Below are 26,110 nucleotides of genomic sequence, written 5' to 3' on the forward strand. Positions count from 1 at the left end.
GTCGTAGCCCGGCTCTACGGCCAAGCCGGCCGGTCGATCAGCCGGCCCGTTTCAGCCAACCCTCCCGCAGATTTGCCTGGCAAATCTGCAAGACTTAGAATCGCCGGGCGCACCTATCGCTTCGCCATGGCGAAGCGGTGCGGCCGGTGGGCCGGGCATCTTTGCGCCAGGATCAAAGGCGATCGGCTCGGACGTACCAAGGGGTATGCCCTTCGCCAATCGCCTTTGCCCTGACGAAAACCTGCTCCGGCAGAATGCTTCAATCTAACCCGGAAAGGCTCTAGGGGGCGTGGTCGGCCAGCGCAGAAAACCTGGTTCCTGCTGACCAGCAGGAACCAACTGCTTCAGAAATCTGCCCCTCAAAATGTCAGCGATGGTCGATGCCGCAGGAGCAACGACCCGACGGGGATCGATGCATCCCCGACCAGCACGTCAGATGGTGGCCTTTAGTCTCAGTCAGGCGAACCACGCACGAAGCTGAGCGAAAAACCCGTCTGGTTTGGAACCTGACATCTTCCGCAAACGGCGAGCGACGACTGCCGCGCTGACGCGTTCACCGAAATGGCAGAAGCAGACAAGATCATGCAATTGCTCGTCGCTGAGTTCGAAGAACCGTTTGGCTTCTCCATAGCTGTCATTTTCCATTCCTGCCGCGCGCAGAATGGGATCAGCGAACGCGACAGAGATCGGGGTGCCGTCATCTCTCAGAGCAAGCCGATCGGTCATCGGCTGATATTCGGTTTCGTGCAGCGTCTTGAGAAATGGTCTGGGGCTGCATTCGAGACTTTCAGCCCAGCGTTCAAGCCGTTCGCGTCGGGTCATTTCAAGGCGCTTGCAGGTCGGGCTGACCTTGGCGATGGTTTTCAACTGATCGAGTGCGTACTGTTCCATTTCGGCCTCCTATCCGGAAAAATAGATGGTCCGCCTCCCCAAAACAGCGTCGCTCAGGTCGCAGCCGATGTCCAATCACGATTGGGCAAGGCATCTCCGTTGAAGTGGAACGGTCGCCGGTTGCGAGGACACGCCATTCGCTAGGCTGCCTTTAAGGCGCCGCTGAATGGGCGGTCTCGGGTCATTCTGCGCTGGATTTGCCACCAGCCGCGTATCGCAACATGGCAGTGCGCGTTCTCAGATCCCTGATCCGTGGAGCTCCTGGTCATCGTCGCCTTCCCAAGGGGAGGGCATCGAGGTGCGATTGGCCGAGGGCATCGGCATCCAACACTTCAATTCCGGCTCGGCATATTCGATGATGTGTCCGGGCGAGGAATCAGAGGCCCGCCAGCCTTCTGCACCGAACTGATCGCCATTCGACCAATAGGCGAGGTCAACTTCTGCCGGCCCCTGTTCGGACGGGCGAATCGTAACGAGGATCCGGCTGCCGTCTCTCGGTGCGTTTGCCATATCGCGCCAGCGCTCTGTGTCGTCCATCGTTTTCCTCCTGCCTCGCTACAGGTTGCAAGTGTCGCCTCGCCATCGGAAACGGTCAATTGAAACTTTGCAGAACCATCCTCGTCGACGCCCCGGCATCCAGCTGACCTTCATCGGCGACCTGCCGCCACATCTGACGGGCTGCATCGCCGCGATGAGGACCCGCGGCGGCCGAACTCGACCTCGACCAGATCCGGCCGCTGGTGGAGGATCTCTCCGCCACCCGCGGCGACTGGCTGCCCGAATAGGCACGCACGGCCTGCAAGGTACAGGCCGCCTGACCCGTTTCCTGGGTCAGACGCAAAGAGCTCCGGGGTCACAACGACCGCGGGGCTTGTCGTGGAATGGCCACATTGCACTGAGGGATGGCGAGGATGGGCGTGTCGGCATTCCATCGCCATTTCCTTGAACGCGCCTGCATCAGCCCACATAGACAGTCGGCCGGAGCGAGTCGCCGTTTAACCAATCCGAGTTGATGTTACAGCCCCTCCGATGGGATATGGTCGACAACTTTCACGCAGTTGTCCGAGAATACAATGGACGGGCGACGAGGCGGTATTGCGGTGACGCAATAGGATCAATGGGACTGATGCGCTGCCGTTTTTCATCTGTTCGTGCAAAATGCAAACAAAGCTTGGCGTGTATCCCGAGAATTAACTTCGCGTTATTCTTGCGTAATGTTAATTGATGTGAATCGTGAGCAGGGACGCGAGTCGTGACAGCAAAGCTAAATTCGGTCGGCGATGTTCTCCGGAGCCTTTTCGAGAAAAACGACGCATCGGATGGCAGGTCGCGCCTAAAAAGCATAACAGGACGCCAAGAGGTTGATTTCAGTCTGATCGATCCCACCACTCTGGTGGACGCGAGATACGGTCACTCAAAAACGACGCCATGGATTGTCAGCAACGACGATGCGTTATCGGGTGTTGGGCGACTGCCCGATAACTTTATTGACTGTATCGTGACTAGCCCTCCCTATTACTGGCAGCGTGATTACGGGGTCGAAGGACAGACTGGTCAGGAAGATACGATCGACGCTTATGTAGAGGCTTTGAGATCGGTTTTCAGTGAGGCCTTGCGTGTCCTGAAGCCCTCCGGAACAGCTTTTGTCGTGCTTGGTGACACCTATTATTCTGGCAAGGGCCAGCCACGCGGTGGTGACCCGAAGCAGACCTGGCGTGGTGTCGCGCGTCAGAAGTATCGGGCTGTCGATCGTCCGGGCTTCGGTGTCCCAAAGAAATCTCTCCTGGGCGTCCCTTGGCGGGTCGCACTTGCCTTGCAAAATTCCGGTTGGGTGCTGAGGTCATGCGTGATCTGGCGCAAGACCAAACCGCTTGCCGAGCCGAGTGTGCGCGATCGCCCGTGGACGACCACTGAGACGATTTTCATACTAACAAAGACGGGTCGCTATTATTTCGACCGAGGGGGGCTCGCAGGACAGGAAGATGTCTGGGACATCCCCGCCCGGAACGCGCTCAAACGTTATCGCCATGCCGCGCCTTTTCCCGAGGCGCTTGTAGAACGGTGCCTTGCAGCCGGATGCCCGAACGGGGGCGTCGTGCTCGATCCTTACGCGGGTTCGGGAACGACCTTGGCTGTGGCAGCCAGCCGAGGGCTGCCATCAGTCGGCATCGAGCTGAACCCGAAATATGTCACGCTCGCCCGTCAGCGTCTGACCCATCTGGATTCTCGGTAGGGGTTTGATGGATCTGAAGGACGAGCTCAACGAAATCCACGAGCGGATGCGTGCGGGCCGGCCGACAGCGTCGCGCGACCTCTATGTGGCGGCTCTGAAACCACTCAAAGGTTTTCTCAAAGCGCGGTTTGCAGCTCTCAACGAGGATGAGCTCTATGACCTCGCCTCGGATGCCATCATGATCTATGTGACCCATCCGGAGGGCTGCGACACCGAGAAAAGTTCACTCTGGTCTTATCTTTGCCGCATCGCGCAGGCCGATGCCATCGATTTTCTGCGCAAGTCCGGCAAGCGCAGAATGCTTTTGGAAAAAAATACGCAGACCGATGTCGAGTTTTGGGCCGCCCGCGCGAAAGACGTCTTCAGAGACGAGGATGCGATCGACGCAAGGCACATCGTGAAGCTTCACGGCCGCAGGCTCGCGACGAATGACGTAGAGGCGAAGGTCCTGGCGTTGATCCTGAACGGAGAAAATCAGACGAGCGCCTTTGCGGAGGCAATGGGACTTAATCCGTCCGCTACCGACATCGAGCGCGTGGTGAAACAATCAAAAGATCGCATGCTCTTGCGAATGAAGAGGTTGCGCGATGAACTCTGATGATCGTTTCCTGGAGCGCGCGGCCCGCCGCGCAGCCACTGGCCCTGCTCCGCTCCTCGCTGCTCTGATCGAGCGGTGGCGCAAGACGTTTCCGAACGAGGATGTCGAGACTGCCCTTGGCAGCTCTCCCGAACAATTGATCGAGCTTAGCCTTTGCCGTCGCCCGCGCGACGAACACTGGATTGAGGATGCAACTGAAATCGCATCGGCGCTGATGATCGATCCGGACCGCCTGACATCGTTTCTTCGCACGGCGGAAGCTGCCGAGCGGTTTGCAATGGCTCATCCGAACGACCTTGCCCAGCAGGGGCGGCTTCTTGCCGCGCGCGATCGTATAGGGGACGACGACGATGGCCAGCCGGAAAACTGAGACCATCGCTCACGCCTTCTGGCGCGCGGCCGGCGGTAGAGCTCGGTTTGGCTGCCCTGTCAATATTGGCAAGGCGGCGCCACGGGTCCTTCCTGTCGCGATCCTGCGGCTGAACGGCCTCGACACCTCAGTCGTATCACAGCTTCTTGGCGACGCCGGCGCCGATCCCTGGGCAAGCAGCCTGCGCCGCCCGCTGCGGGGCTGTCTGATTGCCGATGCCGGAAAGGCCATGATCTTGGTCGACGGGGACGATCCCGAAGACCAGCAGCGCATGACCATCGCGCATGAGGTCGCGCATTTTCTACTCCATTATCTGAAACCGCGCGAAGATGCGGTGACGGCCTTTGGTCCCGATGTCCTGGCCGTCCTTGATCGCACCCGTCCTCCAACGCCTGGCGAACGATTTTCGGCGGCTCTTCGCAATGTCCCGATCGACCCGTTCCGTCACGCGATGGATCGCGAGCCTCTTCACAGGCGGTCGGTCGCGGCGATCGAGGACGATGCGGACGACCTCGCTATCGAGCTTATTGCTCCGTGGAAGGAGGTCAAGGCATTGGCTAACACAACGCCCGGCGTCCTGCGAGAACGCTACGGCCTGCCGTCCGATATCGCGTTGAAGATTGCGGCTCTTCTACAGCCGTCCGGAACCAGCAGAGGTGTGCTCGGTCTCTTCGGCGAAAAATAATTGTCGAGATTCTCAATGGTCGCGCGAAGGATTGGGCATGATCACGAGAGATACTTTGGAGGCCACAATGGCGCTCGATGAGTTCAAGGATGTACTGCAGGGGAAAGACACGGGTGAAACAGGCCCGTTCGCCTCCGAGCCGTCAATCGATCCTATCGAGGATGTCGAGGTCGCCCAATCGCTGGAAACGGAGTTCAAGGAGGCCTTGAATCTCGATAGCTGGACGTCCGGCGAACGGATGGACCAGTTGACGGCACGCCTTGAGCGCGAGGTCGAAATGGCGGCCAAATATGAAGACGATATGGGCCCACGGGTTCTTCGGAAATTGGAGGAGGCTCTGCCGACCGCTCCCGACCGATCGGTCGAAAGCGGAGTGTACAGTCTCACGGTGGATGATATTGCCGCCGCCATTCGCAATGTCTTGTTCAACGGATTGGTGGAAGCCTGCGACGGAACGCGTGTGTCCGTGACGACCTTGCCTGTTACGGTCGTCCAGATCGGCATTTGCCTTACGTCTTATATCGGCACTGGGGATGGTGGCACCATCGGCCATCGTCTTTACCGCCACGACATCATGCGCAAGAACGGCGATGCGGAACAAGAGGTGCTGGATTTCCTGTCCCGCCGCGCCCGCCTCAAAGCAAGGGAGCGTGCGCAGGCGGAATATGGTGACGATGGTCAGTTAGTGAGCATCAGCGACATGCTCTGCCGCGCATTGATGATATATGCTGAAAGGGCGATGCTGAGCGAGCGGTCCGTCAGTCCTTGGCGACTTGGCCACGGAGGCCCGATGCCGCACGAGCTCATCGTCGGCTCTGGCCGCAACGAGATGGCGTTTGCCAGCCTCCAGATGCTCCGCCAACTTTTGCTGGGGCACAAGAAGGTCATCTTTGTCCCGAGTGAGATCAGCGATGCAGCGGTCGTGACGATCGCCAATGCCCTTCAGCCGCTTCAATATGCGGTGCTGCGCAATACCAAGGACATCATCGAAGGCTACGTCGCTGGCAGCAGTTACGAGCGGCCGCATTACAAGGCTTCCGGTCTCTATCAGGCGGTGCGCAATTTCCAGGAAGACGTCGGATCGAAGGTCGTGCTCGGTGTCTATCGGGCCTCGGCGCTTTGCCCCGGACGTGTTTTCTATGCCCATGAAGACCATGTGCACGAGGCGGCGCAGATCGTCATGGCCGACAGCGCCCTGCAGGAAGCTCGGGGCTTTCCGAACCTGATCGATATCGCCGATCGCACCTGCAAGAGCATGTTCGAGCCAGGCGGCCTATCTGCCCAGGTCCATGCTGCCCTTGCCCGCAGCGGCTCGCCGTTCCGCTTCCTGGCCGAACGCAATACGCGGATCTGACCTCCAACTTCAGAGAAGGATATCCATCCATGAACGCCGCCGACAAGATAACCGACGCTTCCGAACGCCTAGAACGGACCGCCAATGAAAACGGCGGAGCCTATCAGGAGCCCGAGGGATATCGCGGATCGGTTGCCCGCACGATGTTCGACCGGCCGGGATCGGAGGATGGGACGATCACGATCCTTGTTCCCGAACATCAGATCGGCAATGTAAGCCGTGAGGCCTATGTTCGTATCGACAGCATGCATCCGCGCACGAATACGGTCGAAGCCCAATATCTGGGTGTCGTCGGTTCCGGACCTTTCGCCGAGCCAGACGCACTTGGCGCCAACGCGCCGACGCTCGTTGTCGCTGCCGCCCATGGTGCGGTGCTGACGCCCAAATATCACGGCATCGCGCATGTGGAGGTCTTCGGCGAGAAAGTCGACGGAGTGGTCATTCCGCCTCTCAAGCGTCCATGCCCGAACAGCCCGGTTTTCCTGCTGGGTCAGGAGGACACCAAGGCGGTGCTTGGGCTTGATGTCGCCGCCGAAGACAAGCCCGTTCGGCTCGGCCTCTTGGGGAGCGTCAGCTCGATCTCGGTGGAGGTGCCGGCGGCCAAGAAATCTGTTCTCTATAAACACGTCGCCATCCTCGGGACGACTGGCGGCGGCAAGAGTACTACCGTATCCGGCAGTATCATGAATTTTGCAGGTGCCGGCAATGCGGTCGTCGTCTTCGATATCGAGGGCGAATACACGACGATGAACGAGCCCACGCAAAATCCGCACATGCTGGCGGCGCTGAAAAAGCGCGGGTTATCGGAGGCCGGCGCGCCGAAGACGCGGCTCTTTTATCTTTCTGGACGCACATCCGCAAATCCTCGACATCCTGACAAGCGCGAATTCAAGATCGCCTTTGACGATCTGTCCCCCTACGTGCTTGCGGAAGTCCTTGATCTGAGCGAACCACAGGAGCGCCGCCTGCTGGAAGCGTACGACATCTGCCGCATCACGATGGAGCGCGAAAAAATATATCCGGCAACGCCGGAAGAGCACGCCGAGGCACTGGAGATCGACGAACTCCAGCGGGGGTGGCCGCGCATGACCATTGAGAAGATGATTGATGTTGTCGCAGCAGCGATCGACATGATCGAGGGCGGGGCCAACGGCTTCAAGGGCCGGGTGAACGGTTTTCGTGATCATGAAACCGTTTTGTTGCAGACGCTGAATGCGCGCAAGATCGAAAAGGATTCACGCTCGTGGAAGGCGATTGCCAAGCGATTGTGGCGGATGAAATCGGCGGGCGTCTTCGCCAACGGCCAGCAGGAGCGGATCAGGGTTGACGACATGTTGGAACCTGGCCGCATCTCGATCGTCGATCTCAGCGACATGGATGCGCCCTATCTGCGTAATCTCGTCATTGCGCAGATCCTGCGGCTGCTCCAGTCGCGCCAGGACGACCGTTATGCGGAGCGCGAAGAACAGGTGCGGAAAGGGGCGGAGGGAAAGCCGCTGACTCGCGTAAACATCTTCATCGAGGAGGCCCATGAGTTTCTCTCGGCCCAACGCATCAAGCAGATGCCCAATCTCTTCGACCAAGTTGCGCGCATCGCGCGGCGCGGCCGCAAACGCTATCTCGGGCTGGTCTTCGTAACGCAGCTTCCCAGTCATTTGCCTGATGAGGTGCTCGGCCTCGTCAACAACTGGATCCTGCACAAGCTGACCGACGGCGGCGTGGTCAACAGGCTGAAAAAAGTCGTTCCCGGTGTCAACGAAGCGACGTGGAGATCGCTTCCCAATCTTGCCCCGGGTCAGGCTCTTTGTTCGCTAACGCATTTGACGCGGCCGGTCATGGTCGCCATCGACCCGTCGCCCTGCCAACTGCGCATGGTCGATTAGGCCTTATCCTCGGGACGGCCGACGCTGGCTCGACGACCGGCTTGCAATAAGAACGCCATGGAGATGGACGTGACCACGGACTACGAAGCGCTACGGATAGAAAACGAAATCGAGTACGGGCGGGGAATAAAACGCATTGGCAAGATGCTGCTCGAAGACCGCTACGACAAGCGCACGCATTTCATCTACGAGCTCTTACAGAATGCCGAAGACGCTCTGCGGCGCAGAGGCGACTGGGATGGTTCGAAGGCCGTAACCTTTCATCTCAGCCGACAGTCTCTTCACATTTCGGCGCGCCATTCAGTGCGGACGATGTCCGAGGCGTCTGCGGGATCAATGCGAGCACCAAGGATTATACGGCAATCGGCCGTTTCGGCATTGGCTTCAAGTCGGTCTATGCCTTCACAGAAAAGCCTGAGATCCATTCCGGCTCGGAGAGTTTCTCCATCACCAGTTACGTGTTTCCGGAGTCCGCTCCGCCTTGTGCGCGGGACCCGGAGGAGACCGTAATCCTTCTTCCCTTGGCCGTCGATGACGAAAATGCCTTCGACGAAATCGCCGAAGGGCTTGCCGATCTGGGTGCGGAAGCGCTGTTGTTCCTGAAACATGTCGAGGAAATCTCCTGGACCATCGAGGGAAGGGGAAGCGGACGATATCGGCGTGACTCGGTTGCCGAAGATTTCATGCAGGCGGTGAAGCTCCTGTCCTCCGGCGACGCCGGCGACCAGGAAGAGACCTATTTTCTGTTCTCAAGGGCGGTGGAAAACGATGGGAAATATGTGGGTTTGGCCGAGATTGCATTCCTCGTTGCCGACCAGGACGGCAAATGGGTTATCCAGCCGCTCGACGCCGCTCGTCTTGTCGTGTTCTTCCCGACCGTCCTTCCGACCTATACCGGTTTTCTGATCCAGGGACCGTACCAGACCACGCCAAGCCGCGATAATATACCAACTGATCGGGCCTGGAACGCAAAGGTGGCGACATTGACCGGCGACCTCTTGATCGAGGTTCTGGTCCGGCTGCGGGATATGGGGTTGCTCGATGTCGCAGCGCTGAGATCTCTGCCGCTGGAGCGGCATAAACTAGCAGGAACGCTGTTTGCCCCGCTCTTCGACAAGATGGTTCAGGCATTGAAGGACGAGCCGCTTCTGCCGACCGCGGCCGCTGATTTTGCGAGTGCGACGACGGTCAGGCTTGCCCGCGCCCAGGACGTGCGCGATCTCTTCAATGCCGACCAGCTTGGTAAGCTGCTTGCGACCGAGAGCGATATTCACTGGATGACGCCGGAGGTTACCGCGGACCGGGCGCCGCAACTTCGATCATTTCTGATGCAGGAGCTCAAGATTGGCGAGCTCACGATCGAAGCGGTTTTAACGCGTCTCAGCGACGAATTTCTGGAAGAGCAATCCGATGAATGGATGCGCCAGTTTTACGGCGTTCTCGCAGGCCAGCCCGCGCTTTGGCGGGGAAGGGCAAGGGAAATGGCGTTGTTGCGTTTGGAGGATGGCCGGCAGGTTCCCTTCATGAAGCACGGCGTTATCCAGGCGTTCTTGCCGGACAAGGAGAAGACAGATTTTCCGACGGTGCGTGCAAGCCTCGTCACTGAGGAGACCCTGAAGTTTCTGCAAGGTTTCGGATTGATGCGGCCGGATCCCGTTGAGGACGTGATCCGCAACCTCCTGCCCAAATACCGGGGCGAGTCAGTGGATCTTTCCCACTACAGCGACGACATCGCTCGCATGTTGCGGGCCTTCGATACCGATTCTGCGGCGCAACGCACCAAATTGGTGGAGGCGATGAAGGGTGCGACAATTGTGGCAGCAATACAGGGCCAAACTGGCAAGAAATATGTTTGCTATCCGACGAGCATCTATCTCCGCTCTAAGCGGATTTCGAACCTGCTCGGCGACGTCAGCGGGATCTTTATGGTCGACCGGTCCTACGATTGCCTTCACAACGAAAAAGTCAGGGAGATGCTGGAGGCTTGCGGATCCACCAGGTATTTGCGCACGGTGCGATGCGAGTGCAACCTCTCGCCAGACGATCGGCACGCCTTGCGGCGCGCGGCCGGATGGGAAGGGTTTTCGAGCGAGAACCCGATTCAGGACGTCGATATTGCCGGTTTGGATGGGCTTCTTAGTCTGATCCCCTCCTTGCCGGAGGACGAACGCCGCGATCGCGCCCGTCAGCTGTGGGAGGCGTTGATGGAGTTAGTTGAACGACGCGGGCAATCGGTGCTTGGTGTCACATACACGTGGAACTATCACTATCTACGGTCAACGACGCTTGATGCCGCTTTCGTTCGCAAGTTGAACCGGATTGCTTGGATTTGCGATCGGCAGGGGGTATTGCGCCAACCCTGCGAGATCCTGTTCGACGATCTCGATTGGCCGAGGAGCCCCGTTCTTGAGAGCAGACTGGCGTTCAAGCCGCCGGCGATCGCAGCCCTTGCTCGTGAAGTAGGGATTGATCCTGATGTGCTCGATGAGCTGAAGCGCCTTGGCGTCACGGATCTGGAGCAACTTAGAATGCATTTGAAGATCGATCAGCCTGTCGAGAAAGCGCCGGAAGGCGAGGAAGCGCGACGCACGCCGAGTGGCGACACTGGTCGCAGCGACGAAGCTCGAAATTCCACCGGCACCGGACATGATACTGGTGGGCGCTCGTCTGGTGCAGGCGGGGCTCATCAAGGGGGCACGGGCGGTGAGGCGAGCGGCACCAGACGATCGGACGGCGCCGAACGGACTGCCGGACCGGGCGCTCCGGATTCCCAGCAGGGAGGGCGCCGTGAGTTTATTTCATATGTCGCGCTTCAGGCAAATAACAGCTTGTCGGATGCGGACGGGACGACGATGGAAGAGCGTATGGCTCTTGAAGAAAAAGGCATTGAGAGAATCCTGGTGCAGGAGCCGCAGCTTCGCCGAACGCAAGCCGGGAATGAGGGCTTCGATCTCTTTGAGGACGGTAAAGACGGCAAAGTCGAACGCTGGATTGAGGTCAAGGCGATGTCGGCGGCATTGTCGGATCGGCCGGTGGCGCTTTCCAAGGCGCAGATAGAGTATGCGCGGCGGTTCGGAAGCCGCTATTGGCTCTATATTGTCGAATATGCCGCCGACGATCAAAGGGCGCGCCTTCTCAAGATTTGTGATCCTTTCGGCGCGGCCCGCATGTTCACCTTCGATCGAGGTTGGGTCAATGCAGCCGAAATCGTCGATCTCGCAGGCGATACGGACAGCTTAGAGACGATCTATGCCGACGCTTCCTGATCTGAAGAGGGCTAGGTCTTTCCGTGAGCCTTTCCGATCAAAGGTCCGGACCAGTTCGGCGATCGTGCCGGATACTTTTCCGCGAATTTGCAGACCATGCCGTTTGCCACCTGGTGCCAAAAAACATGATTGCCTCACATAGATCGCAATCAACGCTCGGCATAGAGAATTGGAGGCGGATTTGCAGGCGTGCTAGAGGCGGCCACAAATCAAACGGGAAACAAGGACGGAAAACAGTCATATCCGGTTGGCGCCACCTCGAGGAGATCGCCGCCGTCGTCCACCACAGGCATCTGCTGCATCTCCCCCGCAGCACTCACACCACCGCGCTAAAATCCGCCGCCAGGACCGCGTCCTTCAGCGCCCGCGAATACTCATGCTGCGGATCATCCAACACCGCTCGCGCCTGTCCCCGCTCGACGATTTCACCCTTGCGCATGATGATGATGTTATCGCTGATATAATAGGCGGTGGCGAGGTCGTGGGTGATGTAGACGATGGAAAGACCGAGCTCGTTTTTCAAGCGGCCAAAGAGATTGACGATGGCCATGCGCAGTGATGCGTCGACCATGGAGACCGGTTCATCGGCCACCAGCAGGCGGGGTTGCGGGATCAGCGCGCGGGCGATGGCGACGCGCTGGAGCTGGCCGCCGGATAATTCGTGGGGGAACCGGCCTTTCACTTCTTCAAGGGTCAGGCCGACATGGACGAGGGCGGCGTCCGCCATCTTCTCCGCCTGCTCTCGGTCCGGCCGGTTTCCCGAGAATGAAAAATTGCGGGCGGTCTCGAAGAGATAACGATCGACACGTTTCAGCGGATTGAAGGCTTCGAAAGGGTTCTGCAGAACCGGTTGGACCTCCTTCATGAAAGCCTTGCGTTCGGATCGGCTATGGATGGCGACGGTCCTGCCGCTGAATTGAAGCTCGCCTTCCGTCGGTTCGGTCTGGCCGAGGATCATCGCCGCGATCGTCGATTTGCCCGAGCCGGATTCGCCGACGATCGAGAGGATCTCCGGCTCCGCTCCGAGTTCGAAGCTGACGTCCTTGACCGCCGTGATCAGGCGCCGGCCGAGCATGCCGCCCTGCCGGTAGACTTTCGTGACATGCGAGAGGCTAAGAAGAGCGCTCAAACCTGATCTCCCGTAACGGCAAAACACGCCACCCGTCGCTGCGGCTCGACGGTGACGAGCGGCGGAACCTTCTGCGAGCAGATCTCCATGCGCTTCGGACAGCGCGGGTGAAACCGGCAGCCTTCCGGCGGCATGGCGAGGTTCGGCGGGCGCCCCTCCAGCGAAGGGCGGGCCGTCGCATCGCCGATGCGCGGCAGGCTGCCGACGAGGTGCTGCGTATAGGGGTGGAGCGGTTTGTTGAAGAGTTTGGCGGTCGGCGCTTCTTCGACAAGACGCCCGGCATAGACAATGCCGATGCGGTCGGAGACCGTCGCGTGAACTCCCATATCATGGGTGACGAAGAGGAAGGACGAGCCCATCTCGCGCTGGATCTCGCGGATCATCGACAGCACGTCGCGCTGAACGATGACGTCGAGCGCGGTCGTCGGTTCATCGGCGATGATGAATTCCGGCGTCAGGATCGTCGCCAGCGCAATGGTCATGCGCTGGCGCATGCCGCCTGACAGTTCGTGGGGATAGGCGTCGAGCAGATGCGGATCGAGCTTCAGCCGCTGCAGATGGGTGGCGACCCTTTCGAAAAACTCATTCTTGCCGACCTTCATGTGGCGAAAGGCGAAATCGGTGAAGGAATGACGGATCCGGCGCACCGGATTGAGCACATTCATCGAGCCCTGCATGATATAGGACAGATGCCGCCAGCGCAGCGCCAGGCGGTCTTCCGGCTTCATCGCGTAGATATCCTGGGTGCCGCCGTCGAAATGGAATGTCACTTTCCCCGACACGACCCTCAGCGGCGGCCGGATCGCGCCGGCGATGGTCTTGATCAAGGTCGTCTTGCCGCTGCTCGATTCACCGGCAACGCCATAGACCTCACCGCGGGCGATCGTCAGGCTGATATCGTCGACGGCGCGCACCTCGCGATCGACGCCATAGAGGAAGGCACGGTAATAGGCTTTCAGATTCTCAATTTCGACCAAAGGATCCATACTAACTTCCCATCCGGTTCAGCCGGCTGCGCGGATCATTGTATTCGTTCATCGACATGGACAGCAGGAAGAGCGCCAGGAAGAGGACGACGATGACGGCGACGGGGGCGGCCACCCACCACCATATGCCTGATATCAGCGCCGAATGCGCATTGGCCCAATAGATCATCATGCCCATGGTCGGCGTCTCGATATCGGTGAAGCCGAGCACCGACAGGGTGATCTCCATGCCGATCGACCAGATCATGTTGTTCATCGTGGTGGCGAAGACGATCGGCAGAACATAGGGCAGGTGCTCCTCGACGAGGATCTTGCGCATGCTCATGCCGGAATAGACGCTCTGGGTGGTGAAGGATCTCGTCTTCAGGCTGATCGCCACCGAACGTATGAGGCGTGCGTCGTAGGACCAGCCGAGCGAGGCCATGATGAGGATCAGCGCCGTCCAGGTCATGCTGTCCTTCAGCACGAAATAGAACAGGATCAGCAGCGGAAATTGCGGGATGACCATGACGCTGTCGTTGATGGCCATCAGCACCCGGTCGACCGCGCCGCCGGCATAACCGGCGACAAGGCCGACGACCAACGAGATGATGCGTGAAATGACGGCGACGCCGATGCCGAAAAACAGGGTGTTCCTCAGAGCGGTCGTCAGCTGCCAGAAAACGTCCTGGCCGCGCGACGTCGTGCCGAGCCAATACTCGCCGTCCGGCGGCATATCGGGCGGCAGAAGATAGATGTCGGTCGCGCTGTAAGGCGAGAAATAGGACACCACTATCAATCCGACGATGACGGCAAAGAGCAGCAGGCCGCTGAGGAATTCCATATTCTGGCGCGCGAGGTCGCGGACGATCGTAAACATGCGCTATTCCACCTTGATGCGGGGATCGATCAGCGGGCTCAGAATGTCGATGATGAACACCGCGGCGGCGACGCCGACGATCGACAATGCGCTGAGGCCGAGCACCAGGCTGTAATCACCGGCATGCACCGCTTCGATCAGCAGGTTGCCGATGCCCGGATAGCCGAAGACGATTTCGGTAATGACCGTGCCGTTGAAGATCGCGCCGAGCGACATGGCAAGCCCGGTGAACTGCGGCACCATGGCGTTACGCGCGATATAGGAACGCAGGATCTTTCGCTTCGGAACGCCGCCGAGCTCGGCGAAGACGACGTAATCCTCGGTGATGATGTTGGAAACGAGCGCACGCATGCCGATCAGCCAGCTGCCGGCGCCGACCAGGATCAGCGACAAGGCCGGCAGGATCGAGTGTTTCAGGATATCGAAGACGAGGGCAAAGGAGAGGTCCAGATTGGCGTTCATCTCGTAGCCGCCATTGATCGGCAGCACCGGCCAGAGATAGCCGAACACAATCAGCAGCACGAATGCCAGAATGTAATAGGGAATGGGAAGCAGGGCGATGAAGACGAGGCTGACGGCTTTCAGCACCATGTCCTTGCGGTAATAGCCGGCGAGCGCGCCGATCGCATTGCCGAGCACGAAGGTAATCAGCGTCGACACCGTCATCAGCCCGATGGTCCAGGGCAGGGACCGCAGGATGATGGTGGAAACGGGCGTGGGAAAAGCCGAGAGCGAGGGGCCGAGATCACCGGTCGCAAGCCGCAGCCAGAAATTCAGATATTGCTGCCAGATCGAGCCCTCCATGCCGTAAAGCTCGCGAAGCGACTGGCGCATCAGCTCGATCGCATTCGGATCGGACTGCCCCATCTGGGTGATGGCGCCTATGCTTTCTTCGACCGGATCGATCGGGGTCAGGTGGGTGACGAAGAATGTGATGGTCACGCCAAGAAATACGACAAGCAGAAACTGACCGAACCGCTTCAGCACAAAGATCAGATAGGACGTCATAGGGCGGTGGTTCCTCTCTGGTTCCCTTCATCAAGTGGAAAGGATCGACGGACATGCCACATGCCCGTCGATTAGGGGGCCGGCGCGCAACACTCGCGCCGGCGTTGGGAGGATTATTTCGGTTGTGCCGGCTTCAGCTTGACCATCATCAGCCTGGAGTTCGCCCAATTCGGCACCGGATCGGTATAGGGATCTGATATCGTCGGATAGCCGGTCCAATAGGTCGTATCCATCGAGGTGAAGACGTTATACGACATCAGCGGGATCGTCGGCATTTCGCGGGCGACCAGCTTCAGATAATCCTTGCCGAGCCCCATGCCCTTCGGATCGTCGGCGCTGATGCCGCGGATGCTCTCGATGATCTTGTCGAGCTCCGGATTGCTCCAGCGCTGCCAGTTGCGCGGCGGCTGGTTGTCACCCTTCTTGGCCACGAACTGCGAATGCCAGCTATCGAGGAAGAACGACAGGTCGGGATCGCCGCCCCAGGTTTCGACGCTCCAGGCGATAGCCACCTGGAAATCGCCGGGCTGTAGCGCCGTCTGCCACAGTTTCGCGGCCGGCACGGCTTTGGCGTCGATGCCGAAGGCCGCCCATTGCTGCGCGATCAGCGTTCCGGCGCGGGTGAAGACCGAGCGCGTGTCGCCTTCCACCGTCATCCGGATCTTGAAGGGCTGTCCATCAGGGGTCAGCCATTTGCCGCCGGATTTCTTGAAGCCTGCCTTCTCCAGCAGTTCGCCGGCAGCTTTCGGATCCGGTTTCCACCAGCCATAGCCGAAGGCACCGCTGATTGCCTGCGGGTCGGTCGGGATCTGGTCCTTGAACTTCGGCTGCTTGCGCAGGATATCGGCGATCTGTTGCCCGACCGTCGGGTCATAAGGCTTGATCTTGCTCTTGCCGGTATCGATCTCGAAATTCTTCAGCCAATCCTGCATCGGCGCCTGATAATCTTTCATCGTGGCCGCCGTCGGCGGCACGCCGAGCGCCGAAAGCGTCGCCGCCCCGCGATAGCTCGCCATATCCACGGCCTTGATGTCGATCAGCAGGGCCAGCGCCCAGCGCACATCGGCATTGTCGAAGGGCGGATTCTGGGTATTGAAGATCACCGCCGGAAGCGTCGGGTCCGGATGGGCGAAGGGGAAGCCCGGGAACCAGGTCTCGATCGTCTTGGATTTTTCCTTCAGCGTGAACATGCCCTCCGGCGTGTTGTCGTGAATGATATCGAGATTGTGCTCGAGCTGAGCGATGGTGCGTTTATCCGGCGGACCGGGATCGGTATAGGTCACGTATTTCGGGGCCGGCTCGCCGAAGCGGGCAAGCGAGGTGCGCTGCCAGTCGTCGCGCTTCTCCCAGGTATACCACTTGCCCTGGGGGTCGTAGGACTTGAGCTTGTAGGCGCCGAGCGAAACGGGATTGGCGAAATCATAACGAAGCGGATCTTCGACTTTCTCGAAGACATGCTTGGGCATGATCCAGGCGCCGTTCCAGCGAACGGTGAAGATAGCGTGGAAGCGCGAATTGGGCTTCTTCAGCTTGAACACGACCGTCGAGGGGTCGGTCGCCTCGACGCTTGCCACCTGCACCGAGAAGGCAGCACTCCAGATCATGCCGGGGTGATCCATCTGCGTCTTCACGGTATAGACCACGTCGTCTGCCGTGAACTCGACGCCGTCGCTCCAGAAGAGCCCCTTGCGCAGTTTCACGGTCATCTCGGTGAAGTCGGCATTATATTGCGGCTTGTCGGCGGCGAGCGAATTGTCCCAGCTCGCGCCGCCAAGCCCTTGTTCGGGGTCGATATACCAGAGCGTATCCATGGTCAGCTGCTGCAGGCCGGTCGAAACGCCGCCGCCGCCATTGACCCAGATGTTGAACCAGCCAGGATTTTTGATCGTCCCTTCCGGATTTTCGACGATGAGCGTCTCCTTGCGCGGCAAGGAGGTGTATTCTTGGGCACCGGCCACTGCGGTCAGGCCGAACGTGGCCAGCACGAAGCCGAATGCAAACCTCTTCCACTTTTGCATGAACTCCTCCCTTGAAGCGATCATGCCACGGCCGCAAAGGCACGCATGGGCACGTCGCGGTTGTCGGTTCGCAGAAGCCTCAGGACTTGAACAGTCAGGTCCAGGACCTCGGTGAACCATCCCTCCGGCTCCCTGCCTCCTCGCAGCGAGCCGAATATCCCAGAGCATGATGCCGAAAAGTGTCAGCGGTTTTCGGACGACATCATGCTCTAACTCTTTAATTTAGAACAGGATTCAGATTTTAGGCCGCCTCGGCCTAAAATCATCCTGTTCTAGCCGGGGGCGCCCGAATGGGCTACCCGGCGGTGGCTGTCACACCGACAGCCGGATGACGTTGTAGGAGAACGGTTTCAGCGCCGCCCGCAACCGCCCATCCTCGATCTTTCCACTCTCGACATTAACGGGGGCGACCGTCTGCGGCCGCGCTGCCGTATTGACGGCTTCCAGATCGCCGTGGGTCATCTCCACCTGCTCGACCACCCGGGCGTTTCCGAAGCCTTCCAGCCGCACATCGAGATCGAGCGCCGTGCTCGGATGGCGGTTGACGGCAAAGAAGGTCAGGGTCCTGCCATCCTCGGAATGGACGGCCGATACGTCGAGATAGGGGACGTCGTTCTCCTCGTCGCTGTCATAGGTCGGGCCATCGACGACCAGCTGCAGCGCCGTTCCACGGCCATATCTGGAGGCGTAATAGAACGGATAATAAATGGTCTGGCGCCAGGCGGCACCCCCGTCCTCGGTCATGATCGGGGCGATGACGTTGACGAGCTGCGCGATGCAGGCGATGCGCACGCGGTCGGAGCGGCGGATGAAGGTGTTCAGGATGCCGCCGACCTGCAGCACGTCCTCGAAATTGTAGATATCTTCCAAGAGATGCGGCGCATCCGGCCATTCGTCGCGCGCCAGGATCTCCTTGTCCTGCTGGTTGGAATGATACCAGACATTCCATTCGTCGAAGGAAATGCCGATCGTCTTCTTCGAGCGCTTTTTCGCCCTGATGTAGTCGATCACGCCGCCGATCGTGGTGATATAGCGGTCGAGCTTCGTCGCGCGGGCGAGATAGTTGAGCGTATTTTTCTCGCGGTTGGCAAAATACATATGCAACGAGATGTGGTCGGCGCTGTCATAGCACTGCTCAAGGACTTGCGCTTCCCACTCGGGATAGGTCTTCATGTCGGAATTGGACGAGCCGCAGACCACGAGCTCGAGCGACTTGTCGAAGCCGCGCATGGCCTTCGCCGTCTCATCCGCCAGCCGGCCATATTCATAGGCCGACTTGTGGCCGACCTGCCAGGGACCATCCATCTCGTTGCCGAGGCACCACAATTTGACATCGTGCGGATTGGACCATCCGTGCTTGCGGCGCAGGTCCGACCAGTAGGTGCCGCCAGGATGATTGCAATATTCGAGGAAATTGCGGGCCGCATCCAGGCCGCGTGATCCGAGATTGACGGCAAGCATCGGCTTGGTATTCGCCTTCTTGCACCAGTCGACGAATTCATTGACGCCGATCTGGTTGGCTTCGCGGGTGCGCCAGGCAAGGTCGAGGCGTACCGGTCGTTCCTCACGGGGGCCAACGCCGTCTTCCCAATTATAGGCCGAAACGAAGTTGCCGCCGGGATAGCGGCAGTATGGCGTGTCGAGATCACGGACGAGATCGAGGACATCCTGCCGGAATCCGTCCTCATCGGCCGTCGGGTGTCCGGGCTCATAAATGCCCCCGTAGATCGCCCTGCCGAGATGCTCGAGAAATGAACTGTAAAGCCTGGAATCGATGGTTGCGATGCGGAAATCGCGGTGAACCACAACGTTCGTCTTCAACGGATCCTCCCGTTTATATATCAAATATTTTGTTTTCTTGCCTCTAACTTGATATCAGGAATGTTGTTCTGTCAACCAAGTTGCGACTTTAATCATACTAATATGGATTTCATGAAAAATTGTCTATTTCCAGTTACTTGGATGATTTTATCGGCCGCCGAAACTGGAAGGAAGCGCGATATTTAAATCAAGATTTCCGATTTTGATTTTTCAGACATGCAGCCGCATGATGATATCGCGTCCGTGATTTCCGAAGCCGCGGCCGAAAATATTGACGCCACCGGTATGGCCGGCATTCTCGGCGATGCCGACCCGGAGCCGGATCGAGGAATGCTGGGCAAGGGCGAGATCGCTGAGCGTGACATTCGAGGCGGCTATACCGTCGATGAAGGTTCCGCGCGTGGAGATCCGCCAGGTCTTCATCATCCCATATTGCGAGCCCTCGAGCTTCCACCATGCCGGCGTGAAGGCGCCGCGCTTGTCGCCGTAGTCGCCGGGCGACGTCCAGGTTCCGATCGCCATTCCATTGACCCAGAGGGTTATGTCGGACGGCCAGTCCGGATTGGTGCCCGGCACTTCCGACGACAGCTCCAGCGAAAATTCGATGGCGCGGATATCCTTGTTCAACACCTTGGCATTGTTGGGGAATTTATATTCCACATAGCCCCTGCCGAACCAGACGAGCCCGGCCTGCATGCGCTGCGGATCGAGAAAGTAGTCGGGGACATCGAGGGGACCGATGACGCTCTCGGTGGAGCAAAGACCACATGGCGCATGGACGTCACAGCTGGTGTAGAGCCCGACCGGCATTTCGACTTCGATGATATTGTTGGCCCTTTGGGCCGCACTTTCCTCAAAGCTGATCAGAATTTCGCTGTAGATCGCCGAGCAGATCTTCTGGTTTCCCTTGCGCGCCTTCGTCAGCTGGGAATCGACAAGCCGGGCGTCTTCCAAAATCTGGATCCCGGTGGCGACGGTCGATTGAGGCAGCGAAAGAGCACGCGCGATGTCGTTGATATTCATCGGCCCTTTGGCGCAAAGCAGCTTGAGCATCTCCAGCCGCGCCGGCGCCGAAAGCGCGCGTATCGCATCATTATTCTCGCCGGCGGCAATCGTCAAAAACGAACGTTCCATCATTCCCCCAGTATTTCCGATGGAATGATGTATATCGGAAATTATGATACATCAAGTGGGAATGCTTCGACTGTTTGTAAGATAGCGGCTTGGTTTCAAGCCGCCATGAATGAACGTGAAGCCCTTCCGACTTCCGATATGACGTTGGTATCGGGAACGTTACGCGTCAAAGTTCGGCGCGTCTCGGATCGGCTGGCGGGGCGGAATTTCGAGCTCAATTCCCCCGACCGATCGCAAGCGGGCGCGAATGGCATCGGCGAGATTCGTGATCGTTATGCTGGCCATCGCTACCTCCATTCATCGATGACGCATATAAATCACCGATTGCATATTCTCCAGCGATGACCGAGATGCGTTTCCGTCCTCAGCCTGGCAGGTCCACAACAAGAGTGGTCCGCCGGCCCGGGTCAATGCCCGCTCGCCTCCGGCTGCAAATCGGCATCCGTCAGCGTTCCGAGAAAGGCGACGATGTCGTCGATCTCGGGGTCGTTGAGGGCAGGCGCGTCGCCCGGCTTCCTGCCGAAAGGCGGATCCTGGTTGAGATTGTCCCAATAGACCTGCGGCAGGTCGTCATATTTCCGGACCGTGCCGTCTGGATTCTTTGGATACCAACGGCCGGGATCGCTGTCGCGCGTCGCATAGAAGGAGACGACGTCGCGCAGCGAGTGGAAATAGCCGTTGTGGAAGAAGCTCTGCTTCAGCGCGACATTGCGCAGCGTCGGGGTGCGGAACAGGCCGCAATAGTCGCTGCGTCCGGCAAAGTCGGTGCGCTGCGGGCCGCAAAGACCGAGATCATGATAGTTGGGATCGCTGTTGGCTGGGATCGCCATGTTGCGCGGTGCGGCAAGCCCGAGGAAGCCGAAATCGGAAAATTGCGGCGGCTCGCCGTCATTGGCGGGCTCGCTCAGATGACAGCTCGAACAGTTGCCCTTGGCCGGATCCTCGAACAGCTGTCGTCCGTGCAGCTCCTGTGCCGTCAGTGTCGCCTTGCCGGCGAGAAAGGCATCGTAGCGGCTGGAATAGGGATAGAAATCCGGGCCGCTCTGTTCGAAGGTGGCGAGCGCCTCAGCGGCGGCATCAAAGGCATCCTTAGGATTGTCGAACACCGTTTCGCCGAAGGCCGCCTTGATGTCGCCGGCATAGGCGGCCTTGCGCAGCTTCGCCACCACCTCGGCCGCATCCTTGTTGCCCATCTCGAAGGGCGAGAGCAGCGGGATTTTTGCCTGATCGGCGCCGTGATCGACCCGGCCGTCCCAGGTCAGGCCGCCCGTCGGGCCATTGTCGACACTTTCGTCGCCCTCGTCTTCGGAATCGTAATAATGCTCGGTGAAAGCAGGCACCGATTGCAAATAGCGTAGCGTTGGAACGGCGCGCAACCCCGGCTGGTCCCCATGTTCGCCGCCCATTTCCACCGGCATGGCCGATGCCGGGCCGAAGGCGTGACTGGGATCGTGGCAGGACGCGCAGGCCTGGAGCCCCGAGGCCGACAGCGAGGTATCGAAGAATATCTTGCGGCCGAGCGCGCCGAGCGTTTCGGCCCGGGCGAAGGCCTGAGTGCGCGACATCGGTCCAGGATGCAGGCCGGCGGCGGTCGCCGCGCTGCTTTGCCGCAGGGGAAAAATGGCAAGAGCAAGCGCCATGGCACCCATGCCGACGGCCAGGCCGGAGCGCACAAGCCAGATGATCTTCGTCGTCATGATAAGGATTCCAATAAGTTGGCGCTGGTTTCCGTGATAATCGAACCTGCTTGCAACAAATTGATGACGGCGATCCTCCTGCGGCATCACGGCAACCCCTGATGTCACAAAGTTGATAGAAGGCCGCAATAGCGTCGATGTGCCCCCGAGCGTTCTCCGCTCCCTCTAGCCAACGCCCCCTAGCCATGAGGTACCCACGTGAAAAGACTGAAACTCCTCCATTCGATCTGTCTCGCCGGATCGGCCATCGTGCCGGTTGCGGTGTCGACGGCAGCCCATGCGGCGCCCGCCGGTTACGACAAGATCGACAATGTCGTCGTCATCTATGCCGAAAACCGCAGCTTCGATAATCTTTACGGTGGCTTTCCCGGCGCCGATGGGCTCTCGAACGTCACTGCCGATCGCGCACGTCAGCTCGATCGCGACGGCCAGCCGCTGTCAGAATTGCCGCCGGCCTGGGGCGGGCTTACCGCCAAGGGTGTCTCGCCTGCCGTCACCGAGGCACAGTCGGCCCATCTCGCCAACGCCTCCTTCGCGATCGACGATCCCAACGGCTTCGCCCAGGCGCCTTCTGTCATCACCCGCGATCTCTGGCATCGCTTCTACCAGGAGCAGATGCAGATCGACGGCGGCAAGAATGACAAGTTCGTCGCCTGGGCCGATTCCGGCAGCCTGGTCATGGGCCATTACGACGGCTCCATCCTGCCGATGTGGCAGGTCGCCAAGAAATACGTGATTGCCGACAACTTCTTTCAGGGCGCCTTCGGCGGTTCGTTCCTCAACCACTTCGCGCTGATCTGCGCCTGCACGCCCTATTATCCCGACGCCGACAAGAGCCCGGCCAAGCCCACCATCGCCAAGGTCGATGCGGACGGTACTTCGCTGACCGTAGCGGAGAATGCCCCGAAGTTGGCGCTGGACGGCGCACCGAAATTCGTCTCCGACGGCAACCTGACCCCTGATTTCTACGCCGTCAACACCATGCAGCCGCCCTATCAGCCAAGCGCCAATCCGCCGGCCAAGGACGGCGACCCGGCCTATGCCGATCCGGCGGCGGCAACGACGCTGCCGCCGCAGCACGAAATCACCATCGGCGACCTCCTGTCGCTGAAGGGTGTCAGCTGGGCCTGGTATAGCGGCGCCTGGCAGGCAGTCCTGGACGGCAAGAATGCCACCCCCGTGCCGAACTTCCAGTTCCATCACCAGCCTTTCAACTATTTCGCCAATTTTGCGCCCGGCACGCCGGCGCGCGCCGAGCATCTGAAAGACGGCGGCCTTGGCGGCGAAGCCTTCCTCAAGGATATCGACGATGGCAAGCTGCCGGCGGTTTCCTTCTACAAGCCGCAGGGCAACCTCAACGAACATGGCGGTTATGCCGATGTCTCGAGCGGCGACCAGCATCTTGCCGATATCGTCTCCCATCTCGAAAAGAGCCCGCAATGGGGCCATATGCTCGTCATCGTCACCTATGACGAGAATGGCGGTTTCTGGGATCACGTCGCGCCGCCGAAGGCCGATCGCTGGGGCCCGGGCAACCGCATTCCGGCTTTCATCATCTCGCCCTTCGCCAAGGGCGGCATGGTCGATCATACCCAGTACGACACGACGTCGATCATCCGCTTCATCACCGCGCGCTACGATCTGCCGGTGCTGCCCGGCGTCATCGCCCGCGACAAGGCGCTGCGCAATAACGACCGGCCGCCGATGGGTGACCTGACGGCCGCGCTCGACCTGACGCATTGACCGATGATGAGCGGCCCCGGCGCTGACCGGGGCCGCTCTGTCTCTTTCCTTTACGCATTCCGGACGCAAAAGCGCTGCGCAGTTTTGCTGGAACTGCTTACCCCGTCACCGCCGCAGCAGCGGCCGCAATGCGGCCTGCATTTCCTTCAGCAGCGGCAGATAGCGTTCCTTCATCTCCGCGGCCGGGACGAGGGCGGCCGGCGCGCCGATGTTGATCGCCGCAACCGTTTCGCCGCGGTCGTTGTCGATGGGTACGGCAATGGAGCAGAGGCCGATCTCCAGCTCCTGATCGATGATGGCGTAACCCTCGGCGCGGACGCGGCGGAGTTCGGCGATCAGTTCGTCCGGATCCGTCTTCGTATTCGGCGTGTTTTGCTTCAGTTCGCTGCGGGTCAGGATCTCGCGTGCCTCGCGCTCGCCAAGGGCTGCGAGCAGCACGCGCCCCATCGACGCGCAGTAGGCGGGCAGGCGGCTGCCGGGGGTGAGGTTGATCGACATGACGCGTCGCTGCGAGGCGCGGGCGATATAGACGATGTCTGTGCCGTCGAGCACCGAGGCCGAGGCGCTCTGGCTGGCCTTTTCCGAGAGATGATCGAGATGAGGCTGCAGCAGCGCCGGCAGCGGCGTCGCCGAGAGATAGGCATGGCCAAGCCGCAGGATCTTCGGCGTCAGCGTGAAGAACTTGCCGTCATAATCGGCATAACCGAGTTCGGCGAGCGTCAGCAGCGAGCGCCGCACGGTGGCGCGGTCGAGCTCGGTCAGCTTCGAGGCCTCGGCGATCGAAAGCCGCCGCCGCGTTTCGCCGAAAGCTTCGATGACCTTCAGGCCGCGGGCAAAGCCGCTGACGAAATCCGTTTCGCGCATGGGTCGAGTCTCCAATGAATTTGGTTATTTTGTGCGATATATGAACAAATGTCAAATATCGCACAAAATAGCTTGTGGTCCGACCCGCTGCACCTTATGCCTGACGCTGGAGGACGGGAGGTCCAATTCCCGACCGCACAGCCAAGGAGAGATCCCGCATGGACAAGACAGTCGGGAGCACGGCGGAAGCCGTCTCTGAGATCGGTGATGGCGCGACCGTCATGATCGGTGGTTTTGGTGGCTCGGGCGCGCCGATCGAGCTCATTCATGCCTTGATCGACAAGGGCTCCAAGAACCTCACCGTGATCAATAACAATGCCGGCAACGGGCGTATCGGTATCGCCGCGATGATCGATGCCGGCATGGTGCGGAAGATGATCTGCTCTTTCCCGCGGTCATCGGATCCGCGCGCCTTCACAGATAAATATCTGGCCGGCGAAATCGAACTCGAACTGGTGCCGCAGGGAACGCTTGCCGAGCGCATCCGCGCCGGCGGGGCCGGCATCCCGGCTTTCTATACGCCGACCGCCTACGGCACCGAACTGGCCAACGGCAAAGTCATCGCCGAATTCGACGGCCGTCATTACGTGCAGGAGCGCTGGCTGAAGGCCGACTTCGCGATCGTGAAGGCCGAAATCGGCGATATCCAGGGCAATCTCACCTACAACAAGGCCGGCCGCAACTTCAATCCGCTGATGTGCATGGCGGCGGCGAAGACCATCGTCCAGGTCTCATCGATCGTGCCGGCCGGCGGCATCGATCCGGAGCATGTGGTGACGCCTGGTATTTTCGTCGACCGCGTCGTCGCCGTTTCCAATCCTCAACAGGAAGAAGAGCTCATTCGAGCCGGAGTGGCCTACGTATGACCATCGATATCAGCCCCATAAACACCCGGGAAGACATCAAGCTTTCCAATGCGCAGATCGCCTGGCGTGCCGCGCAGGACATCGCCGACGGCGCCTATGTGAACCTCGGCATCGGCTTTCCCGAAATGGTCGCCCGTTATCAGCCGCCCGGCCGTCAGGCGATCTTCCACACGGAAAACGGCATTTTGAATTTCGGCGAACCGCCGGCCGCCGGCGAGGAGGACTGGGACCTGATCAATGCCGGCAAGAAAGCGGTGACGCTGAAGCCGGGTGCTGCCTTCTTCCATCATGCCGACAGCTTCGCCATGGTGCGCGGCGGCCATCTCGACGTCGCGATCCTCGGCGCCTATCAGGTGGCGCAGAGCGGCGACCTTGCCAACTGGCGGGTGGGCAGCAAGGGCGTGCCGGCCGTCGGCGGCGCCATGGACCTGGTGCACGGTGCCAAGCAGGTCTGCGTCATTACCGAGCACGTCACCAAAACAGGCGAGCCGAAGCTGGTCGCGAAATGCACCTTCCCGCTGACCGGCGTCGCCTGCATCACCCGCGTCTATACCAGCCATGCCGTCATCGACATCGTCAAGGGACGCTTCGTCCTGCGCGAGAAGCTGGCCGCGATGTCGCAAGAAGAATTGCAGGCGATGACCGGCGCGCCGCTGCATGTCGAGGGGCCGGTTGCCGACCTCGTCGTCCCGCAACTCTGAGGAA

At 59.8% G+C, this 26,110-nt stretch carries 22 protein-coding genes; 10 read left to right on the plus strand and 12 right to left on the minus strand.

Annotation, left to right across the window (positions count from 1 at the left end):
• Positions 1-456 precede the first annotated feature (456 nt).
• Together G9X68_RS25365 and G9X68_RS25370 are read right to left on the minus strand one after the other, a co-directional pair.
• Positions 457-891, minus strand: coding sequence for a hypothetical protein (locus tag G9X68_RS25365; protein ID WP_171604738.1), 435 nt, complete (start codon positions 889-891; stop codon positions 457-459).
• 237 nt (positions 892-1,128) lie between these two features.
• Positions 1,129-1,428 carry a hypothetical protein gene (locus G9X68_RS25370; RefSeq protein ID WP_171604739.1) on the minus strand — a complete coding sequence of 100 codons (300 nt, stop codon included), beginning with the start codon at positions 1,426-1,428 and terminating at the stop codon, positions 1,129-1,131.
• A 715-nt stretch (positions 1,429-2,143) separates the two neighbouring features.
• Here G9X68_RS25370 and G9X68_RS25375 point away from each other — a divergent pair.
• The 7 genes from G9X68_RS25375 (at position 2,144) to G9X68_RS25405 (ending at position 11,280) form a co-directional block, all read left to right on the plus strand.
• Positions 2,144-3,124, plus strand: coding sequence for a DNA methyltransferase (locus G9X68_RS25375; RefSeq protein WP_171604740.1), 981 nt, complete (start codon positions 2,144-2,146; stop codon positions 3,122-3,124).
• A 7-nt stretch (positions 3,125-3,131) separates the two neighbouring features.
• A complete protein-coding gene (locus G9X68_RS25380; protein WP_171604741.1) occupies positions 3,132-3,722 on the plus strand; it encodes a sigma factor in 591 nt (196 codons plus the stop codon).
• Positions 3,712-4,092, plus strand: coding sequence for a hypothetical protein (locus tag G9X68_RS25385; protein ID WP_171604742.1), 381 nt, complete (start codon positions 3,712-3,714; stop codon positions 4,090-4,092). Before G9X68_RS25380 ends, G9X68_RS25385 begins: the two co-directional genes overlap by 11 nt.
• Entirely contained in the window at positions 4,073-4,777 is a 705-nt protein-coding gene (locus G9X68_RS25390) for an ImmA/IrrE family metallo-endopeptidase (RefSeq protein WP_171604743.1), read from the plus strand. The genes G9X68_RS25385 and G9X68_RS25390 overlap by 20 nt, the downstream gene beginning before the upstream one ends.
• A 37-nt stretch (positions 4,778-4,814) precedes the next feature.
• The gene (locus tag G9X68_RS25395) at positions 4,815-6,131 is read left to right on the plus strand and encodes a hypothetical protein (RefSeq protein WP_206679868.1); all 1,317 of its coding nucleotides are present in this window, start codon (positions 4,815-4,817) and stop codon (positions 6,129-6,131) included.
• Between the two features lie 29 nt (positions 6,132-6,160).
• Positions 6,161-8,014 carry an ATP-binding protein gene (locus G9X68_RS25400; RefSeq protein WP_171604745.1) on the plus strand — a complete coding sequence of 618 codons (1,854 nt, stop codon included), beginning with the start codon at positions 6,161-6,163 and terminating at the stop codon, positions 8,012-8,014.
• A 521-nt stretch (positions 8,015-8,535) separates the two neighbouring features.
• Positions 8,536-11,280, plus strand: coding sequence for a protein NO VEIN domain-containing protein (locus G9X68_RS25405; RefSeq protein WP_171604746.1), 2,745 nt, complete (start codon positions 8,536-8,538; stop codon positions 11,278-11,280).
• A gap of 316 nt (positions 11,281-11,596) precedes the next feature.
• On the opposite strand, the gene G9X68_RS25410 is transcribed toward G9X68_RS25405, so the two are convergent.
• The 9 genes from G9X68_RS25410 to G9X68_RS25445 form a co-directional block, all read right to left on the minus strand.
• A complete protein-coding gene (locus G9X68_RS25410) occupies positions 11,597-12,409 on the minus strand; it encodes an ABC transporter ATP-binding protein (RefSeq protein WP_130671085.1) in 813 nt (270 codons plus the stop codon).
• A complete protein-coding gene (locus tag G9X68_RS25415) occupies positions 12,406-13,395 on the minus strand; it encodes an ABC transporter ATP-binding protein (RefSeq protein WP_171604747.1) in 990 nt (329 codons plus the stop codon). Before G9X68_RS25415 ends, G9X68_RS25410 begins: the two co-directional genes overlap by 4 nt.
• A gap of 1 nt (position 13,396) precedes the next feature.
• On the minus strand, positions 13,397-14,254 hold the full coding sequence (locus G9X68_RS25420; RefSeq protein WP_020053049.1) for an ABC transporter permease: 858 nt from the start codon (positions 14,252-14,254) through the stop codon (positions 13,397-13,399).
• Between the two features lie 3 nt (positions 14,255-14,257).
• Positions 14,258-15,262, minus strand: a complete 1,005-nt coding sequence (locus tag G9X68_RS25425; protein ID WP_020053050.1) for an ABC transporter permease — start codon at positions 15,260-15,262, stop codon at positions 14,258-14,260.
• Positions 15,263-15,375: 113 nt separating this feature from the next.
• Positions 15,376-17,280: an ABC transporter substrate-binding protein gene (locus G9X68_RS25430; RefSeq protein WP_171604748.1), complete on the minus strand. Its 1,905-nt coding sequence runs from the start codon at positions 17,278-17,280 to the stop codon at positions 15,376-15,378.
• A gap of 312 nt (positions 17,281-17,592) precedes the next feature.
• The gene (gene arfA, locus G9X68_RS25435; protein WP_171604749.1) at positions 17,593-19,101 is read right to left on the minus strand and encodes an arabinosylfuranosidase ArfA; all 1,509 of its coding nucleotides are present in this window, start codon (positions 19,099-19,101) and stop codon (positions 17,593-17,595) included.
• A 210-nt stretch (positions 19,102-19,311) separates the two neighbouring features.
• Positions 19,312-20,238, minus strand: coding sequence for an ArsR/SmtB family transcription factor (locus G9X68_RS25440; protein ID WP_011655028.1), 927 nt, complete (start codon positions 20,236-20,238; stop codon positions 19,312-19,314).
• A gap of 156 nt (positions 20,239-20,394) precedes the next feature.
• Entirely contained in the window at positions 20,395-20,520 is a 126-nt protein-coding gene (locus G9X68_RS32225) for a hypothetical protein (protein WP_280526522.1), read from the minus strand.
• A gap of 122 nt (positions 20,521-20,642) precedes the next feature.
• Positions 20,643-21,932: a cytochrome-c peroxidase gene (locus tag G9X68_RS25445; protein WP_171604750.1), complete on the minus strand. Its 1,290-nt coding sequence runs from the start codon at positions 21,930-21,932 to the stop codon at positions 20,643-20,645.
• A 198-nt stretch (positions 21,933-22,130) separates the two neighbouring features.
• Here G9X68_RS25445 and G9X68_RS25450 point away from each other — a divergent pair, with 198 nt between their 5' ends.
• Positions 22,131-23,675 carry an acid phosphatase gene (locus G9X68_RS25450; RefSeq protein WP_171604751.1) on the plus strand — a complete coding sequence of 515 codons (1,545 nt, stop codon included), beginning with the start codon at positions 22,131-22,133 and terminating at the stop codon, positions 23,673-23,675.
• A gap of 105 nt (positions 23,676-23,780) precedes the next feature.
• Here the strand turns inward: G9X68_RS25450 and G9X68_RS25455 are convergent, their stop codons facing one another.
• Positions 23,781-24,539, minus strand: a complete 759-nt coding sequence (locus G9X68_RS25455; RefSeq protein WP_171604752.1) for an IclR family transcriptional regulator — start codon at positions 24,537-24,539, stop codon at positions 23,781-23,783.
• A 158-nt stretch (positions 24,540-24,697) separates the two neighbouring features.
• Between G9X68_RS25455 and G9X68_RS25460 the strand changes: the two genes are divergently transcribed.
• Positions 24,698-25,405, plus strand: coding sequence for a 3-oxoacid CoA-transferase subunit A (locus G9X68_RS25460; protein WP_171604753.1), 708 nt, complete (start codon positions 24,698-24,700; stop codon positions 25,403-25,405).
• The gene (locus G9X68_RS25465; protein ID WP_171604754.1) at positions 25,402-26,106 is read left to right on the plus strand and encodes a 3-oxoacid CoA-transferase subunit B; all 705 of its coding nucleotides are present in this window, start codon (positions 25,402-25,404) and stop codon (positions 26,104-26,106) included. Before G9X68_RS25460 ends, G9X68_RS25465 begins: the two co-directional genes overlap by 4 nt.
• Positions 26,107-26,110: the final 4 nt, after the last annotated feature.

Origin of the sequence: Rhizobium changzhiense (genome assembly GCF_013087625.1) — a bacterium.
GTDB lineage: Bacteria > Pseudomonadota > Alphaproteobacteria > Rhizobiales > Rhizobiaceae > Rhizobium > Rhizobium sophorae.

Bases quoted from the DNA above. Each gene is read 5' to 3' on its own strand.
- G9X68_RS25425 (WP_020053050.1), bottom strand. From the start codon at position 15,262: ATGACGTCCTATCTGATCTTTGTGCTGAAGCGGTTCGGTCAGTTTCTG.
- G9X68_RS32225 (WP_280526522.1), bottom strand. From the start codon at position 20,520: ATGGCCAGCATAACGATCACGAATCTCGCCGATGCCATTCGCGCCCGC.
- G9X68_RS25370 (WP_171604739.1), bottom strand. From the start codon at position 1,428: ATGGACGACACAGAGCGCTGGCGCGATATGGCAAACGCACCGAGAGAC.
- G9X68_RS25445 (WP_171604750.1), bottom strand. From the start codon at position 21,932: ATGACGACGAAGATCATCTGGCTTGTGCGCTCCGGCCTGGCCGTCGGC.
- G9X68_RS25465 (WP_171604754.1), top strand. From the start codon at position 25,402: ATGACCATCGATATCAGCCCCATAAACACCCGGGAAGACATCAAGCTT.
- G9X68_RS25400 (WP_171604745.1), top strand. From the start codon at position 6,161: ATGAACGCCGCCGACAAGATAACCGACGCTTCCGAACGCCTAGAACGG.
- G9X68_RS25415 (WP_171604747.1), bottom strand. From the start codon at position 13,395: ATGGATCCTTTGGTCGAAATTGAGAATCTGAAAGCCTATTACCGTGCC.
- G9X68_RS25420 (WP_020053049.1), bottom strand. From the start codon at position 14,254: ATGTTTACGATCGTCCGCGACCTCGCGCGCCAGAATATGGAATTCCTC.
- G9X68_RS25455 (WP_171604752.1), bottom strand. From the start codon at position 24,539: ATGCGCGAAACGGATTTCGTCAGCGGCTTTGCCCGCGGCCTGAAGGTC.
- G9X68_RS25390 (WP_171604743.1), top strand. From the start codon at position 4,073: ATGGCCAGCCGGAAAACTGAGACCATCGCTCACGCCTTCTGGCGCGCG.
- G9X68_RS25380 (WP_171604741.1), top strand. From the start codon at position 3,132: ATGGATCTGAAGGACGAGCTCAACGAAATCCACGAGCGGATGCGTGCG.
- G9X68_RS25460 (WP_171604753.1), top strand. From the start codon at position 24,698: ATGGACAAGACAGTCGGGAGCACGGCGGAAGCCGTCTCTGAGATCGGT.
- G9X68_RS25440 (WP_011655028.1), bottom strand. From the start codon at position 20,238: ATGATGGAACGTTCGTTTTTGACGATTGCCGCCGGCGAGAATAATGAT.
- G9X68_RS25430 (WP_171604748.1), bottom strand. From the start codon at position 17,280: ATGCAAAAGTGGAAGAGGTTTGCATTCGGCTTCGTGCTGGCCACGTTC.
- G9X68_RS25365 (WP_171604738.1), bottom strand. From the start codon at position 891: ATGGAACAGTACGCACTCGATCAGTTGAAAACCATCGCCAAGGTCAGC.
- G9X68_RS25385 (WP_171604742.1), top strand. From the start codon at position 3,712: ATGAACTCTGATGATCGTTTCCTGGAGCGCGCGGCCCGCCGCGCAGCC.
- G9X68_RS25395 (WP_206679868.1), top strand. From the start codon at position 4,815: ATGATCACGAGAGATACTTTGGAGGCCACAATGGCGCTCGATGAGTTC.